Genomic DNA, 17,632 nt, shown 5'->3' with positions numbered 1-17,632 from the left:
TTAAAAAATGCGTATATAATAAGGTCATGGAGGAATTCAGACTGGACGGTTTGACCGTCAAAGAACATCTGCTGATATTGGCGGAAGATGGGAACCGCAAGTTTACGGAAGGGCTTCACCCGGGTGTAGAACATGTGTTGGGCATTCGTTTGCCGGCACTGCGGAAACTGGCTGCCAGGATTGCCAAGAGCGACTGGGAAAAGTATCTTGAAACAGCCGACGGGTATTACATGGAAGAACGTATGTTGCAGGGGATGGTATTGGGATGCATCAAGCCCGATGAAGATATAGAGGTCTACCTTCACCGTGTCACCTGTTTTGTATGGAACATCAACAGTTGGTCGGTGTGCGATACGTTTAAGTTTGGGGGTGGTCCGGCGTTTGTCTGTCAGCATTCAGCCCGTCTTTGGAATTACCTGAAGGAATGGATGAAGGCATCGGGCGAGTATGAAGTTCGCTTCGGGGTGGTGATGGGCATGAGTTATTTCTTGGATGCGAATCATGTGGATGAATTACTTTCCTTGCTCGATGGTATCCGGCATGAAGGATATTACGTACGCATGGCTGTGTCATGGGCCCTTTCAGTATGTTTGGTGAAATTCCCGGAAAAGACTTTGGCTTTCCTTCAAAACTGTCACTTGGATGATTTCACCTTCCGCAAGACCCTTCAGAAGATTGGTGAATCTTATCGGGTAAGTGAAGAAATGAAAAAGGCTGTCAAAGCATTGAAGCGCTGACAGCCTTTGCTGTTTTCTTATTGGAGAATCTTATTTTTTCATGATGAATTTTACAGCTGCCCAATTGTGTTTTTCTCGGTGGTGTACATATTCCATGCCCAAGCTTTCTGCCTTTTCACGTAATACCGGAATATCTTGTGTATAAAAACCACTAATGTACAATTCTGAACCTTTTTTCATACAGGCTGCATAAGCCGGCATATCTTGTAACAGAATGTTGCGGTTGATGTTAGCAATGATGACATCAAACGGTTCGTGTCCTTTCAGCAGGGAAGCGTCGCCCAGTTCCACGGTGATGTTGGAGATGCCGTTCAGGGCAATGTTGTCGCGTGAATTGTTCACGCACCAGTCGTCAATGTCGATGGCAGTCACCTTTTCTGCTCCTCTCATGCTGGCCAGGATAGCCAGGATGGACGTTCCGCATCCCATATCGAGTACCGATTTGCCTTTTAAATCGGCTTCCAGCAATTCACCCAAAATGGAACTGGTGGTTTCATGGTGTCCCGTACCGAACGCCATCTGCGGATTGATCACGATGTCGTATTCCGCCTTTGGGTAATCTTTATGGAAAGTACTGTGAATCACGCAGCGGTTGTCGATGACGATGGGCTGGAAGAAATTCTTTTCCCATTCCTCGTTCCAGTTTTTGTCTTCCGGCTCCGTGATGGAGTAAGTAATGGCTGTATCAGGTATTGGGAAATTTTCCACTACCTGTTTGAGGGCCTCTTCATCAAACTGGCTTTGCTGGATATAGGCCTGCATACCGTTTTCACATTCCACGAAACTTTCAAAGCCGATGTCGGCAGTCAGTCCCGAGAGTACGTCGGTGATGATCTCATTGCACGGCTGTGCGGTAAAGGTCACTTCAAAATATTTCATACGTTTGTGCGGTTTAAAATAGAATTTTAGACAAATGTACGGAAAATCCTTGACATAGTGGATTTATCTGATATGAAAAACAATCACTATATGTGGGGATATTCTATCGTTTGTGGATACGTAAAATAACCATTTTTGGCGATTTCCCATGGAATAGGCTTGTCGTATTTTTGCAAAGAAAATTTTTACTTGTGTAAAAAACCTTAACCGAACTATTTTATGGATAAAAATCACAACGTAGGGCTCTTCTTGGCTCTATCTTTCCTGTTGCATATAAGCGCTTTATATGCAAGCTCTTCTCATGGCACCCGAGAGGCGATGCCACAGATTGTGGTGAGGGGAGTCGTGACCGATGGCGGTGGAGAGCCGTTAATCGGGGCCGCTGTACAGAATGTACGGAAGAAAAGCGGTGTCGTCACAGATTTGAACGGTCAGTTTGAAACCCGTACTTCTGTGGGTGAAAAATGGACGGTCAGTTATATTGGGATGAAACCCTATGAGTTTGTTGTCAAGTCGGAAAAGAAATTGCACATCGTGTTGGAATCCGATGTGCAGGCCTTGGCGGAGGTGGTCGTGACGGGATATAGTAAGGTGAATTCCCGACTGTTTGTAGGGGCTGTCACCAAAGTTTCTACCCAGGACTTCCTTTCAACCCCCCAAGCCGATTTCAGTCGCCTGTTGGAAGGAAAAGCGCCGGGGTTAAATGTCTCTGCGGTTTCCAGCACTTTCGGGGCGGCTCCGAAGGTCAACATTCGAGGAGGCAGTTCCATTCATGGAAATGTGCAGCCTTTATGGGTGGTGGATGGAGCAGTAGTAGAGGATATGGTCGCTTTGAACGAGGAACAGCTGGCTTCCGGGGATGCCATTACGTTGGTCAGTTCTACACTGGCCGGACTGAATCCGGCAGACATTGAAAGCGTGGAGGTGTTGAAAGATGCTTCGGCCACTTCCTTATACGGAGCCGGAGGGATGAACGGAGTCATCGTCGTGGAGTCCAAGGCTGGCAAACGCGGAAAAGGACTCAATGTTGACATATAATCTGACGACCTCTTTGCGGCTCAGACCGTCGTATACGCAGTTTGACATGATGAACAGTGCCGAAACGATGCAGGTTTATCACGAGATGGAGAATAAAGGCTATTTTACGATGAACCGCGCCCTTTATGGGCGAAGGGGAGGGGTATATTCTCAAATGTATCAGCTTATCGATTCCTTTCAGCAAGACGGATTCGGTTTACCCAATACGTTGGAAGCCAGAAGGGCGTTTTTACACAAGGCATCCACGCATAATACCGATTGGTTCAAGCACATCTATACCCAGTCGCTGACACGAAATCATTCTTTGTCCTTGAGTTATGGGGGAGAGAAATCGGCCACTTATGCCTCCGTGAGTTTTTACAATGATCCGGGTGAAACGGTAGCGGAGAAGGTGAAACGCTTTACGGGTTTCTTGAATTCGAGTTTCTTTCTGTCTCCCCGTCTGAAAGTATCTGCCAATCTGCAGGCCAACTTCCGGGAACAGCGTGCCCCGGGAACGTTTCCACGTATCCGGAATCTGGAGGCAGGAGCTTATAAGCGTGATTTTGACATCAACCCGTTCAATTATGCGTTGAATACGTCCCGTACGTTGCGTCCTTACGATGAGGCAGGAAATTATGAATATTACCGGAACGATTGGGCACCATTTAATATTCTTCAAGAGTATCAAGAAAATTACATGCGTATCCGCGTGTCTGATTTCCGTTTCTCGCTGAGCGGGGAATGGGAGCCTGTCAAGAAACTGCGTCTGTCGCTTTTGTTGAATACCCGTATGGCGGTGACGGGGATGGCGCATTTTTTGGGAGAAAACTCCAATGTGTTGTGGGCGTACCGGGCCGACCGGGGATTGTGGGAAAGACAGCACAACATTTACCTTTACCGTCCAGAGAAGGGGGAGCCGCAGGTGATTCTGCCCATGGATGGGGTTTACCAGAAATCGTCACAGACGATGAATAGTTATCTGGGACGTGCCTCATTGGATTATGCTCACGAATGGGGCGGACACCGGATCAAGTGGTTCTCTTTTGCCGAGGTGAAGATGAAAGACTTGTCGTCCGATACTTTCAAGGGATACGGTATTGGGTTTAACCGGGCCAACAGTGTCATGACTTCACCGCTGGTGTTTGAAAAGACACTGAATGAAGGGGAGGACTATTTTTCCTTGCGCGACCACCATGAGCGTGACGTCGTTTTTTCCGGCTCTTTCACCTATGACTACCGGGATCGGTACATTTTGAATCTGGTAGGAAATTACGAGGGTTCCAATGCGGCCGGAATTGGTTGTCGGGTCAGATGGTTGCCCACTTGGAATGTGGGGGTGAAATGGAATGTGGATGCCGAGTCGTTCTTTGCGCCTTTCCGTCGTTTCTGGAACCAGTTTTCCCTGCGCATGAGTTATGGGTTGGTGGCCAAGATGAATAGTGAAGCCATCAATTCCTTGCCGGTGTACGACAGTCGTCTGACCTTCCGCAAGGATATCTCCGACCGGGAATATGCCATTTACATCCAGCACTTGGAAAACCGTGACCTCACTTGGGAAAAAATGTATGAGTTCAATGTGGGGACCGACCTGTCTTTTTGGAACGACCGGATCAGCTGTTCGCTGGATGTGTATTCGCGCCGTTCATTCGATTTGATTGACTGGGTACAGACTTCCGGTATCGGGGGGGAGTACAAGAAATGGATGAACTTTGGGGATATGAAGACCGTGGGCCTTGATTTTCTGTTGAATACGCAGAACATCCGGCAGAAAGATTTCAGCTGGAATACGGTCTGGGGATTTTCGTTCTATCACCAGGAGATAACCCGTCTGCTGAATCGACCTACCACTTTCGACATGGTGGCAGGCAACGGGCGAGGGAACATCGAAAGGTTTCCTCGGGGAGGATTGTATTCTTTCGACCTCCGGGGACTGACGGATAGAGGATTACCCCAGTTTTATTTTGGCAATCTGCCATTGTCGTCCAACGGCTATTCGCAGATTGCGGGGGCCAATTTTTATGATACGACTTATAACCGGTCTTATCTGTTGTATGAGGGCCCTTCCGATCCGTTTATCACCACCAGTTTGGAAAACACTTTCCGCTACAAAGGCTGGAGCCTCTCCGTGTTCCTGACTTCCCGGATAGGCAATAAAGTGCGAACCAGTCCGACATTTGACCCGGAATACAACGACCTGAATGTGTTCACCACCCGGTATCGCGACCGTTGGCTGGTAAAGGGGGATGAACAGACCAAGCACATTCCGGTCATTCCGGGATATGACATTTACAGCTTGATGGGAAAAGAGAATGTGGAGCGGGCTTACAATACCTACAACTATTCGCAGGTGAATGTGGCCGACGGAAGTTTTGTGCGCTTGAAGAGTCTTTCACTGGGATATACTTTCCCTCGCGCGGTTTGTGAGAAAATGAAGATGAAAGGCCTCAGTCTGTACGCCCAGGTGACCAATCCTTTTTTGATTTATGCGGATAAGAAACTGCAGGGAAGAGATCCGGAGTTCATCAATTCCGGAGGGGTTTCTTCTCCCACTCCCAGGACGTACAGTATGTCGGTACAGTTAAGTTTTTAATGAATAGAAAATATGAGAAAGATAAATAGATATGTTTCCTCCCTTTTGGGAGCGGTTTGCCTCGTACTATCTGCCTGCAATGATTTTCTGGAACAGTATCCCGATTGGAAGTCGACTCCAAAGAGAAGATTGCCCAACTGCTGACGGCTGCTTATCCGGAAGCCAGTTATTTCCGTTTCCTGGAGTTGCGGACGGACAATGTAGACGACCGGAGCGTGCAACTGCCGGCTTCACGGTTGAACGAGGCCATGTTTTATTGGAACGATTACCACGAGGAAGAGTTGGATTCTCCCAAGCTGTATTGGCTGGATTGTTACCGGGGAATCGCCCAGGCCAATCAGGTGCTGGAATTGCTGGCCGCTTATCCGGACAAGGAAGACCCGCAGTTGCAGGCCCTTTATGCCGAGGCGTTTTTGGTTCGTGCTTACCTGCATTTCATGGTGGCCAATATCTGGGCGCCGCCTTTTGCCGACGAGGAAACCAACAAAGGCCTGCCCGGCATCCCTTATGTGGAGAAATCCGAGAAGAATGCGTGGGTGTCTTATCCGAAAGAGAACTTGCAGGACACTTACCGGAAGATTGAAAGAGACCTTTCTTACGGTCTGGCTTGGGTGCGGGACGAGTATTATGAGAAGAAAAAATTTCATTTCCATAAAAAAGCGGCTTATGCATTGGCCGTCCGCTTTTTTGCTTACACGGGGCAGTGGCAGAAAGTCATCGACTATGCCACGTATGTGCTGGGAAACGATGTCAAGAAATCCATCTTGCCTTATCAGGAGTATAAGGAAAAATCGGTGGAGGAGATGGTGGAGGGGTATGCTTCGGAAGATAATCCCAGCAATCTGCTGATTACTACGGTGGAGAGTCTTTGGGAAGAGAACTACAAGACCGACCGCTACGGACTGGGAAGCGTATCGTATGAGGAGGTTTTCCAGCGTTTCTCGTCCAAAAGTATCCGGCAGATAGAAGGTTATTTCAAGGCGGTGCGCAGACTCGACCGGACCCGTGCCTACTGGCCGAAGTTTACCCATTTCCAGTCGGCCGACGGATTGCTGAACGAACGTCGCGGACAGTACACAAAGAATGTCTTGCTGACCACCGAAGAAGTTTTTCTGCACCGTATTGAAGCTTACGCCATGACGGGCCGCGCTGATTTGGCCAAAGACGACCTGATTACGTTCATCAACCAGAAGCATATTGCGGATGGCATCGGGAGTGAGTTGTCGGGTACTGAAATCGAGAATGTGAAACCGTCCGACCGGGAACGGATACAGCCTTTCTATCGTCCGCTTACGCAGGAACAGACGGGTATTCTGTACTATGTTAGTGAGGTGGCCCGGCAGCAGTTCATTCACGAAGGACTCCGCTGGTTCGATTTGCGTCGCTTCAATATCAGTGTAGACCGTAACCGGGTGGGAGAGGCTAAGAAGGCACGCTATGTGTTACAGCCGGAGGATTCCCGCAAAACGCTCTCTTTGCCCGAGGGGGTAACTCTTATTAATCCGTAAACTTATAATGATATGCGAAAACAGATTTATTTATTGCTTTTGGTAGGAATCGTTTGCTTGGGAGGGGGATGCCGGAAGGAAGAGGGGGCCGTACAGTATCCTTTTGCTTCGGAACCTGGACCACAAACCGAACTGGACCAATGGCTGTCGGAGGAATTTACTCGTCCCTATAATATAGAGGTAGGGTACATCCGGACGCCTTATAGAGAAACAGACTGGCCTGACAACCTGCCGCCCAATCGGGAGAAAATTCGTCCGTTGCTGGAGGCCTTGAAGGCTTTGTGGATAGTACCTTTTGAACAGGCCGGTGGTACGCCTTTCGTGAAGGAATATGCCCCCCGGCAAATCCTTCTGCTGGGAGAGGTCAATTTGAATTCCTTGCAGATAGGTGAAATTAATACCTCTTTGGGGGAAGCTGTTCTTCCGGTGTTTGGGGCCAATCGTTTTTCGGCGGAAACGGCAGAAAAGTTGTTCCCGTATGTGCGGATGGCGACTTTTGCTTTTGCCAAACGGCTGGTACAAGGACGACCTTCCTTACTCGACAAGTTTGCAGCGCTCAATCCGTCTTCTCTTTATTATGAGTGGTCGAAAAGTGCGGACATACCCAAAGGGGAGTATCAGTTTCAGGGTACACCTTACAGTTGGAAGAAAGGTTTCTTCAGCAATGGGGCGATGGAATCTTCCCTTTGCGATTTTGCCGAGACATTGAGCATGCTCGTGAGCTTGTCTGTCAGTGAAATCAACGAATGCCTGAATACGGCACAAGAGCTGGGAGGTGAAGGAGCCAAGGCGATATTGCAGCGTAAAATGGCTTTTGTCGATGAGTTTTTGTGGGAGAACTTTAAGATTCGCAGGGAAGCGCAGCTGACCCGGGTCATTTCAGCTTCTCTCAAGCATTATAATCAACAACCACACGATGCTCCGGCCTCGTGATAAAAAACAGTGTGATGAAAAAATTGATGTTTTGCATAGTGATGGTTTGCGGATTAGGTATGGGGTGCAGCAAGCAGGAACCTGTATCGGTGAGTAATATTGAGGACTTGCCGGCGGCAAAGGATTTCCGGGAACGCTTGTGTCAAGCCGAAAACGGATGGCTGGTGCGTTATTTCCCGCAAGTGGACAATTATTTGAATACGAATATCACCGAAAATATAAAGACAAATTACAACTCGTTGTATCCTGAAATCTTATCCCGCCGTCTGGGCGTGGGTGGCTACAATCTGTTTGTGAAGTTCCAACCCGACGGTACTTTGAAGATGCTGACGGATATCGCTTACCGGCAGTCGGACGCTGACCAAACGGAAATGGAGCGAAAAACCTATTATGCTCCGGAATTCAATCTGGAGGTGATGGAGGCAAACTATGAGATAAAGGTGGCGGAGGGATTGAACCTGATTTTGACGACGCCTACTATGCTCGATCAGCTAAAAGGATTTGAAGTCAATGTGGAAAACCGATTTTCTCCGGTACGTGTGGAGAAAGACAAAATCGTGTTGCGTACAGCAAACTATCTGGGGGAAGGTTCCGAATGGATTGAACTGACTCCTCTCGATTTCTCGATGGAGGAATGGAAGGAACGGATGCAACGGCGGATTGACCGGAAAGAACGGTTTCGGAAACGCTCTTTTGTCGCAGGCAGCCAGAAATCTCAACGTCCCTGTGTTTTACAGGTGTTGTTGACGGCCACCGGAGAGGTGGTGTATCAGAGTACCATGGATTTTGGGTATACGCTGATGGACGACCGTATGACTTATCATTATGGACATACGCGGGAGAATGGAGAACGGGTGGCCCGTTACGACCGTTTGCAGTATGAGCTGTTCTACAAGAACGAGCAGCCGGAAAAGACGGTGGAAGGCTACGATGGCAGCACGTATTACACGGCGTTGGGGTCGGGATATATGGCTACTGAAGAGGGCGTTTTTTTCTTGCCCGGACTGAAGTTCAACGAGGAGGTCGTATTTCAGGAGTTTGTAGAAAAAGGAAACCGCGAGTGGGAAGGAGTGGCAGGACCTTATACCGCCCGAATAAAATTGAATTGATAAATGAAGAAATGTATGAAATATTATGTATGGGTAGGAATGGCCGTGCTGCTGGTTGGTTGTCAGGAAGAAACGGTGGAGATGCCACCCGAAGATTACAGCAAGTTTATTTCCTTGAAGGAAGCCGACAAGTTGCCGCTGGAGTTGGGAGTACCTTTCAACTGTTTCCCGAAGCATCCGGGCGACTGGGGGATTACTCCGTCGGACGAGTTTCAGAGAGAGGATCACAATACTTATTCGATAGAGTTGAATTTCTATGCGCGGGCAGACATTCACAACCGGCAGGACCCGACCAATCTGACGGCCATGGTGATTCAGTACTTGGACACCGATAACCGGTTGGTGGTCGACACCTTGTACGACGGGAAGAACTGCATTGCTTCCAAGGTACGTAACGGAGTATTGTCTTTTTCCGGCAAGCAAGTGGACCGGAAATACACGATTGAAAAGAGAAGTGGCGACCTCTTCTATTTTGCCGTGTTCCTCAGTCCGTATGGCCGGGTGGATGTCTCTTCGGAATTCTATGTCAATGGAGATGCCGATGATACGTTCTACGGAATGCAGTATGAGTATAGCCGGAACGCGGAATCTTTCCATATCACCGATTATGGGGTGGACTACCTGATTTATTCAAAAGCTATGTATTTACCTTAACTTAAATAATTTATCAAATGAAAAAAATCACTTTATGGATGATGTATTTGGGAAGTGCAGCTTGTCTGCTCTCCGGTTGTGCGAAAAAAGAATTGGAAAGAATGACCGATTCAACCGAAGAGAAGAAAGAGGAGCTCCTGATGGAATATAAGTTTACTCAAAACGGAATTTCTACGGTGGACATTGGAGAATCGAGAGACATGATTCTGGCTTTCCGCCATTTCAACAATGCCATCAACAGCAAGACGCAGAGCAATTTTTCCAAACAGCTGGAGAACTACCGGAAGGTCATTGCGAGTGCCTTGTCTCCGACGAATGAAGCACTCAGAAAGCCGGTAGCCGACCGTATTTCCGGACTGGCAGACCAGCTGTATGCACTGGTGAATAGTGAGGCAGTCAGCCGGAAAGCACAGCTAGGCGTGTCGGGTACGGTGGCGGTGTCGAATGAAGAATCTCGGATGCTGGACGAAAAAGGGGTGGAATTAGGGCAGGTCATCCAGAAAGCCCTGATGGGGGCTTTGACGCTCGACAAGGTCGATTATTTCCTGGAAAAGGCCCTGAAGGCGGACAATGCATCGCTGGTGGCCGGTAAGAACTATACGGAGATGGCGCATTGCTGGGACATTGCTTATGGCTATTTGGGTACGTTGGACGTAGACCCGAATCGGCTGGCTCCTTTGTTCTTGGCTAACTATATTGAAAAAGAGGCGGTGGGCATGCAGGGACTGAGCGGCATCAATACCTCGGTCTATCAGGCTTTTTACAAGGGACGGAAGGCCATTGGGGACCACAATCTGGAGGAAGTGCGGAAGCAGGTGGCTTTCCTTCGCGGGCAGATGGCCCAATTGTTTTCCTTGCGTACGGTCTATTATTTGCGGGAAAGCCAGACCTTCCTGGAACGGACAGTTTCGGTGCCGAGCGAAGGCTATTTCCATTCCATGGGAGAGGCGCTTGGGTTTATCCTGGCCCTTCCGTTTGTGAAGGATGAGGCTGGGAAATCCCGGATCACGTGGGAGCAGGCGGTCGCCCTTTACAACGGACTGACGCAAGGCGAGACAGGCGTGTGGGAGAAAGACCGACTCACCGGGGTACAGGAAGGTTCCATCAGCGCGGCTATTGAAAAAGTACATCAGTATTTTCACTAAAAAAGCATTGACCAAACATGAAGAACTATGTGTGGATAGGCCTGCTTTTGCTGGGTAGCATGGTGGGTTTTACCTCGTGTGTGTACACCCCCATCAAAGGATACAATGGAAACTCCAAGATTGATCCGCAATACCTGGATTTCTGGTATCGGCAACAGATATTACCTGCCTATGCTGGCTATTTGGCTCAGGTGCGGCGTTTGGATGAAATCGCTGGAGAACTGGAGAAATATCCTGAAAAATTAGTAGAGCTGAAGCAGCAGTATGAGACCGCTTTCCTGTCCTTGCAAGACCTGATTATTTTCGACCAGCCTTATTTCGTGGGAGAGCTTTATGGTCTGTACCCGGTATCGGCCCGTTTTCCGGTCAATAAGGCCCAGTTGGAAGATGCTGTGCGGAATCGGTATTCGGCAGAGGCTTTGTCGGAGCGGTTGGACCGTGGGGTGTTGTCTCCCAATGCCTTGGGCTATGCGGCACTCGATTATTTGCTGTATTCCGGCCGGGTGGATTTAACGGGAGAAACGGGACGAGAGTATCTGTCTTTCTTTCCGGTATTGACCCGGTTGTTAGTGAAGCAGGCTGAGGCGGTGTATGCCTCTTATGAGAAAGGTGGCGACAATTTTGTGCGTAACGATGATTTCTCCGTGGGCGGTAGTCTGAACGTGGTGCTCAACCTGCTGATGAGTAACTTTGAGGCCCATATCCGGACAGCCAAGGTCGGCATTCCGGTGGGCATTTATGGCGTTTCAGTCCATCAGCCGGAGCCGATGACGGTGGAGGCTTATTACCATGGAGAGGGACTTTCCACCCGCTTGTTGGTTCGGTCTGTTCAGGCTTTCCAACGCTTCTATGACGGTTATCCGTATGGGGAGTCCTCGGTCAAGAATGGGGCGCTTTCTTTTGCCACGATGTTGGGAGAATACCTTCCTCCTGCCAAGAGAACGGAGATTCTGCAAAAAATGGAACAGGTGTTCACGGCGCTGCATGCCGAACTGGATAAGGAGACGACCGACCTGGCCCGGCTGGCTGCAACTCCGGAAGGAACGGAGAAGCTGAAGCGGGTGTATGCGGAACTGCAGAAAGTGGTTGGAATCTTGAAAACGGAAGTGGTGTCGGCGTTGGGGCTTACGGTGACGTACAGCGACGGCGAAGAGGGCGATTAAAAACGGAGGACCGATGAAAAAGATTTTATTGTGTATCATTTTATGCGGTGGAAGCATCGGGTGGGCAGTGCCGGGATTTTCTCAGTCACTGCTGCATCTTTACGGCGATATTCAATGGGAAGAAAAGCAGGTGAAGGGACCCGTTTGCCTGGAGATTTTCGGTCTGGCGGGTAATCAGTCGGTACAGGTGCAGACCAATGACAAAGGAACTGGGTATGCGCTTACCGTGAAACGTCCTGATTACACCTTCCTGTCCCTGATGTTCCGTCGCTGCGGACAGCCCGACAAGGTGACCTACGTCAACGTGCAGCTGACGGAGCGTGATTCCGTGCGGTGCGACCTGTCGTTCCGCCCCCAGGAGTATATGTTAGGTGAGGTACAGGTGAAGGGCAGTGCTTCCCGCAAGGAACAGGGACAGCGCTTTATGCGCGATGTGGAGGAAGCCATGATTTTCGCCGGCAAGAAAAGTAACGTGACTTTGACGGAAAATATGCTGTTCAACAAGGCAGCCAACAATACCCGTCAGTTGTTCCGGAACGTGCCCGGCATCACGATTCAGGAAGGAAGTGAGGGCGGGCTGCAACTGAACATCGGTACCCGGGGACTGAACCCCAACCGTTCTTCCAATTTCAATATGCGGCAGAACGGCTACGACATCAGTGCCGACCCTTTGGGCTATCCGGAAAGTTATTACACCCCCAATGCCAATGACATCAAGGAGGTGCAGGTGTTTCGCGGGGCTTCGGCCTTGCAGTACGGTTCACAGTTTGGGGGGATGGTGAACTTCAAACTTTCGGAGCCTCCGGCCGACAAGAAAGTGGAGGTAAGGCAGCACGTGTCGTATGGCAGTTACGGTTTTTTGAGTTCCTATACCCGACTGTCGGGTACGTTGGGCAAATTCGCCTACTACCTGTCGGGGACGGTCAAGAAGGGAAACGGGTGTCGTCCCAATGCCGACTTCAAAGGATACAGCGTGTTAGGTCAGTTTTTCTACCGGCCCAGTACCTATGAACTTTACAAGCTGGATGTGCTGAAATACCATTATCTGGAACACCAGCCCGGCGGACTGACCGACAAGATGTTTGCAGAGAATCCCTACCAAAGCAACCGGGAACGCAACTGGTTCATGGTGGACTGGAACATTCTGTCGTTCAAGTACCGGAAAACCTTTGAGGAGAGTGGGGATGAGGTGAATTTCCATGCGGTCGGTTTGTATGCTCGTCGCTTTACGGTGGGATACCACACCAAGCGGGTGGGGTCACCCGACCCGCAGAATGTAGATCGGGATTTGCAGCGCGGCATCTTTGTCAACTGGAGCCTGGAGGCCCGCTACTTGAAACGATTCCATCTTCCTTTTTCAGAAGTGAAATCCTCGTGGGTGGTCGGCATGAAATACTATCAGGGACGGAATACGGGGGAACAGGCTCCGGGCAGCCGGGGAAAAGGCCCCGATTTCACGCCAGTGGAGCGGACCACGGATTTGTCGGACATGAACGGCAGGGTCGGACTACATTCTTTCTACCGTTATCCCAACCTGAACCTGGCCTGCTTCAGTGAGGCTTCCATCCGTTTGGGAGAGAAGTGGACCGTGGTGCCGGGTCTGCGTTTCGAGATTATCCGTACCGGAATCTTGGGTGAGTTGTCACACTACCGTGTGGCCTACACCGACGGGACACCCCAACTGCAAAACGATGTGCTGAAAGACCGGGTGCATAAGAACCGGACCATCCTCTTGGCCGGAATTGCGGCTTCGTGCAAGTTGCCCCGTGCTGAATTCTATGCCAACGCCACCCGGAATTACCGGGCCATTACGTTCAATGACATGCGTACCGTATCCCCTGGACTGGCCGTCAATCCCGACTTGAAGGATGAGTCGGGCTATTCCAGTGATGTGGGAGTCCGTTCCCGCGGGAAGAGTCTGCTCAGTTATGATGTCAGTGCTTTCTTCCTCTACTACGGTAACCGCATCGGAGAATACTATCGGGAGAATCCGGAGATGAAGGGCACCTACCACCGTTACCGCGACAATGTGGGGAACGGTATCAGTTATGGGATGGAAGGTACTTGTTCAGTCGACTTGTCTTCCTTTGCCCGGGTGATTCACGAGGATCTGAAGCCGGAAGTCTATGCCAGTGTGGCTGTGACCGGTTCCCGTTACCTGGGGCAGTCCCGGAAGCAGATAGAGTTTGTGCCGTTGTATAACCTGAAAGGAGGACTCAATTTGAGTTTCCGGCGCTTCTCGGCAGCCGTGCAGGTGAGCGGTACCTCTTTCCAGTACACCGACGCTTCCAATGAACCGATGGACCCTAACGACGGAGTGTATGGTATCTATGGAGCCATTCCCGGTTTCTGTGTGGTGGATGCGAGTGTCAGCTACCAAGCCACCCGTTATGCGGGGCTGGTACTCTCTTTGCAGAACATCGGAAACGAGATTTATATGACCCGCAGGGCTACAGGCTATCCGGGGCCAGGCATCATTCCCTCGGCTCCGTTCAACATGATGCTGACCCTGGAATTACATTTCTAAATCAACGCAGAAAAATGAATTGGATGGAATTATTTAAAGAAGCAGTCTGGTTGCCAGTGGCGTATTTGTTCGACCCTGCACGGAGAGTCTTTATCGGTTATCTTCTGATGTCCGGACTGATAGGGCTCTGTCTTTTGTATTTTGTACATAGAAAATCGTTGGCGGAAAGCTGGCGGGAATTGTTTGCCAAGCGTAACTGGTGGAGCAGTTCTGCCCGTACAGACTATGGTCTGTTCTTCATCGGTTTGTGTTTCAAGGCGGTATGCATCGTGCCCTATTTGTCGGTCGGTTCCATGCTGGCCTACGCCTTGTCCATACAACTGACCAATTGGCTGGGACCTCGTCCGGACGCTTCTTCCAGTCTGTGGGTGGCTTTTTGCTATCCCGTGGTTTTGTTTCTCGTGAAAGACTTTTTTGTCTTTGTCACGCATTACTACTTGCACCGCAACCGTTATCTGTGGGAGTTTCACAAGGTGCATCATTCGGCCACGGTCATGAACCCGTTTACGCTCTATCGTATGCATCCCGTGGAAATCCTGTTGCAGAACTTACAAGGTATGGCGGCTTTTGTGCTGGTGACCGGCCTTTTCTTCTACTTCAACAATCACTTGGTGGCCCGCGCCACGATTTGGGGCGTCAACTCGTTCAGCTTTCTGTTCTTCATGGCTGGGGCCAATCTCCGCCATTCTTCTGTGCCTTTGAAATATCCGCGGTGGCTGGAAGTAGTGTTGATGAGTCCTTATCAGCACCAGATTCATCACAGTGACGAAGCCCGGTTCTGCCACAGCAACTTCGGTTCCCGCCTGGCTATTTGGGATTATTGGTGCCACACGTGGGTACGTTTCGTCGATTGTCCGGAAAAAGACCTGCACTTCGGTCTGCCGGGGCGGGGACTTCATGCTTCGAATACCATAGCCGGAAATTTGCTTTCTCCTTTCAAGGGATGTGTCAGCATTTTCCGAAACTCAGGTTGCCGGAAACATCGTATGTAAGTAAAGAGGAAGATTGGTAAGAGCCCGTCATTGCTAAAAATAGTTCAATGGCGGGCTTTTTTATGAGAATCTATTTGTCATATTGAAAAAAACTCTAATTTTACGCGACCAAAGCTGTCAGTCTGTTTGTCGGCAAAAGATTCACGTTTGAATGAAATTACAGGTATGATGAAAAGCACGTTTTGTATGCTGCAATGCAGTATCCTAAGTTTGATGTCGGTGTTGGCTGGATGCAACAGCGAGGTCTTTATTGATGAATTTTTGACGGATTGTCCGACTGTTTCCCTTTCGGAGACAGAAAACGAGGTTACGGTTCGTTTTGATACCGACAATTGGAGCATTATAGATATAAATTATTTGCGGTCGGATATGTCCGTGTTTGCCACCGACCTGGAAGGGAAGAACGGAAAATCGCTTCCGTTTGAAGAAGGCGAAACCGGTATTGTGCATTGCCGAAATACCTTTCTGGATTTTCAGGTGGAAAAAAGGACTAGTCGCGAATTGCATCTGATTGCCGGAGAAAATCTTTATGACAGGCCGTTTGAGGCCGCAATCAGGGTAGGCAACCGTTACGAAGAAAAGATGATTCAAATTTCTTTTGCACCGACCAGGAAATATCAGGTAGACAGTGTAGCATACGACTGGAGTCAGTTCTCTTTTTATGACAATATGTTGGAGCCGGTAGACGAAATGGTAGTGAATACCCTGAACAGTACCCAGCCCGTGACAGTGTGTTTTTATCCCTACCGCAATTCAGCCCGTACAGTAGAATTTTCCATGTTGGGTAGCAGCGGAAATATAGGGAGAGAGGATGTACAGCAATTGTTGGAAGATTCTCTTTCTCAGGTTGAGATTCCGGATGTGGTGAATGGCGTGCCGGGATTATATGGCACGAAGGTGCCTTTCTGTGTTCAGGAGCAAAGGCTGGATGCGGGGCTGGACAAAAACCTGGGGGTGGAAAAGAAACTGGAACCCGGCAGGAAAGTACGCTTGGAAGTCTTTACTGGAATGAAGATGTATAATATACCTTATAAGGTTTATCTCTCCAATTCGTTTACCGGAAAGAGAATGATATTTTCCGGGACGCTTTCCAGTTCAACTCCATTCGATTATTTGATAGTACCTTTTGACATTACCAATGAAGATGAATAGATTCATAGTCAGGATGTACGTAGGTGCAGTCTTGTGCACTTGCGCCCTGTTGTTGTATGCAGGCGGCCGTGACAGCCTTTCCCATAAGATGGTGCATGCGGTAGGCTTTGACCTGAAGCCGGCCTATGTGTTCCCCACCCATGAGTTTTTTGCCGGAAACAATGCGGTTTTTGCGCCCATCCGGAAAAACCTGTCGGTCAACCTGAAATACGGATTCAAGTTTGCCCCCGATTCATATTTCGGCCGGATGTATCCTCATGCCGTGCAAGGTATCGGAGTGGGGTACCACTCGTTTTTCAATTCGGCCGAGCTGGGAAATCCCTGGTCTGTTTATGTGTTCCAGACTTCCCGTATTGCGAGTATCACTCCCCGTTTGTCTTTTGATTATGAATGGAACTTTGGAGCCTCTTTCGGGTGGAAAAAGTTTGATGCAGAATCGAATCCCTACAACCGGGTGGTCGGTTCCAAGGTGAACGCTTATCTGCATCTGGGATTTCTGTTGAACTGGCAGCTGGATGCACAGACCAGTCTGCGGGCCGGGGTTGTCGCTTCCCATTTTTCAAACGGGAATACGGGCTATCCCAATGCGGGTGTGAATACGGTAGGAGCCACTATCGGCATTACCCGTTATTTTGGAGGGAGTGAAAAAGCGGCATCTGCCTGCACCTTCCGGCGTCCGGCTTTCAAACCCTATCTCAGTTATGATTTGATTGTGTATGGTTCCACCCGGAAGAAAGGCGTGTTTCTGGAAGACGGCACTCCCATTCTGGTGCCCGGCTCCTTTGGTATTCTAGGATTGAATTTTACGCCGATGTATAATTTCAGCCGCTATTTCCGTGCCGGAATATCGTTGGATGCCCAGTATGATGAGAGTGCGAATATTTCCCATCATATCGCCAACAGTGCGACACCTCCCGATGCGGAGACCATCAAGTTTTATCGCCCTCCGTTCCGGGAACAGTTTGCCGTCGGACTTTCGTTGCGTGCTGAAATTGTGATGCCCATTTTCTCCATCAATCTGGGAGTCGGACGAAACCTCATCTGTCAGGGAGCCGACACCGACGCCTTTTATCAGGTATTGGCCTTGAAGACGGATATCACCAAGAACCTCTTCCTGCATGTGGGCTACCAGCTGCATGATTTCAAGGACCCCAACAACCTGATGCTGGGAGTGGGGTTCCGTTTCAATGCCAAAGGAAGGGAATAGCGTATCCCTTCACTTT

General features: G+C 49.5%; 14 protein-coding genes. 13 read left to right on the top strand and 1 reads right to left on the bottom strand.

All coding sequences use genetic code 11. The features are described 5' to 3' along the window. Nucleotides 1-26 precede the first annotated feature (26 nt). Complete coding sequence (locus H6A28_RS04800; protein ID WP_204479122.1) at nt 27-737, top strand: DNA alkylation repair protein; 711 nt, start codon at nt 27-29, stop codon at nt 735-737. A 30-nt stretch (nt 738-767) separates the two neighbouring features. Here the strand turns inward: H6A28_RS04800 and prmA are convergent, their stop codons facing one another. Then, entirely contained in the window at nt 768-1,616 is an 849-nt protein-coding gene (prmA, locus tag H6A28_RS04795) for a 50S ribosomal protein L11 methyltransferase (protein WP_204479120.1), read from the bottom strand. Between the two features lie 219 nt (nt 1,617-1,835). Here prmA and H6A28_RS04790 point away from each other — a divergent pair, with 219 nt between their 5' ends. The 12 genes from H6A28_RS04790 (at nt 1,836) to H6A28_RS04735 (ending at nt 17,616) form a co-directional block, all read left to right on the top strand. After that, nucleotides 1,836-2,654, top strand: a complete 819-nt coding sequence (locus H6A28_RS04790) for a TonB-dependent receptor plug domain-containing protein (protein ID WP_204479119.1) — start codon at nt 1,836-1,838, stop codon at nt 2,652-2,654. Further along, nucleotides 2,641-5,226, top strand: coding sequence for a SusC/RagA family TonB-linked outer membrane protein (locus tag H6A28_RS04785; RefSeq protein WP_204479117.1), 2,586 nt, complete (start codon nt 2,641-2,643; stop codon nt 5,224-5,226). The genes H6A28_RS04790 and H6A28_RS04785 overlap by 14 nt, the downstream gene beginning before the upstream one ends. A 104-nt stretch (nt 5,227-5,330) precedes the next feature. Continuing rightward, entirely contained in the window at nt 5,331-6,734 is a 1,404-nt protein-coding gene (locus H6A28_RS04780) for a RagB/SusD family nutrient uptake outer membrane protein (protein WP_204479114.1), read from the top strand. A gap of 12 nt (nt 6,735-6,746) precedes the next feature. Further along, nucleotides 6,747-7,667 (top strand): putative zinc-binding metallopeptidase, encoded by a 921-nt coding sequence (locus H6A28_RS04775; protein WP_204475902.1) that lies wholly within the window; start codon nt 6,747-6,749, stop codon nt 7,665-7,667. 14 nt (nt 7,668-7,681) lie between these two features. Further along, nucleotides 7,682-8,776, top strand: coding sequence for a DUF4302 domain-containing protein (locus H6A28_RS04770; protein WP_204475901.1), 1,095 nt, complete (start codon nt 7,682-7,684; stop codon nt 8,774-8,776). Nucleotides 8,777-8,791: 15 nt separating this feature from the next. Beyond that, entirely contained in the window at nt 8,792-9,430 is a 639-nt protein-coding gene (locus H6A28_RS04765) for a hypothetical protein (protein ID WP_204479112.1), read from the top strand. A gap of 17 nt (nt 9,431-9,447) precedes the next feature. Further along, entirely contained in the window at nt 9,448-10,575 is a 1,128-nt protein-coding gene (locus H6A28_RS04760; RefSeq protein ID WP_204479110.1) for a DUF4856 domain-containing protein, read from the top strand. 17 nt (nt 10,576-10,592) lie between these two features. After that, nucleotides 10,593-11,738, top strand: a complete 1,146-nt coding sequence (locus tag H6A28_RS04755; protein WP_204479108.1) for an imelysin family protein — start codon at nt 10,593-10,595, stop codon at nt 11,736-11,738. A 13-nt stretch (nt 11,739-11,751) separates the two neighbouring features. Beyond that, complete coding sequence (locus tag H6A28_RS04750; RefSeq protein WP_204479106.1) at nt 11,752-14,265, top strand: TonB-dependent receptor family protein; 2,514 nt, start codon at nt 11,752-11,754, stop codon at nt 14,263-14,265. A gap of 23 nt (nt 14,266-14,288) precedes the next feature. Beyond that, nucleotides 14,289-15,257, top strand: coding sequence for a sterol desaturase family protein (locus H6A28_RS04745; RefSeq protein WP_204479104.1), 969 nt, complete (start codon nt 14,289-14,291; stop codon nt 15,255-15,257). A 186-nt stretch (nt 15,258-15,443) separates the two neighbouring features. Beyond that, a complete protein-coding gene (locus H6A28_RS04740; RefSeq protein ID WP_204479103.1) occupies nt 15,444-16,409 on the top strand; it encodes a hypothetical protein in 966 nt (321 codons plus the stop codon). Continuing rightward, nucleotides 16,402-17,616 carry an acyloxyacyl hydrolase gene (locus H6A28_RS04735; protein ID WP_430622430.1) on the top strand — a complete coding sequence of 405 codons (1,215 nt, stop codon included), beginning with the start codon at nt 16,402-16,404 and terminating at the stop codon, nt 17,614-17,616. Before H6A28_RS04740 ends, H6A28_RS04735 begins: the two co-directional genes overlap by 8 nt. Nucleotides 17,617-17,632: the final 16 nt, after the last annotated feature.

The sequence above is a fragment of the Bacteroides mediterraneensis genome (assembly GCF_016900355.1).
Taxonomy (GTDB): domain Bacteria; phylum Bacteroidota; class Bacteroidia; order Bacteroidales; family Bacteroidaceae; genus Phocaeicola.
The sequence above is the reverse complement of the archived record's forward strand: the minus strand, read 5'-3'. Positions and strand labels throughout refer to the sequence as shown.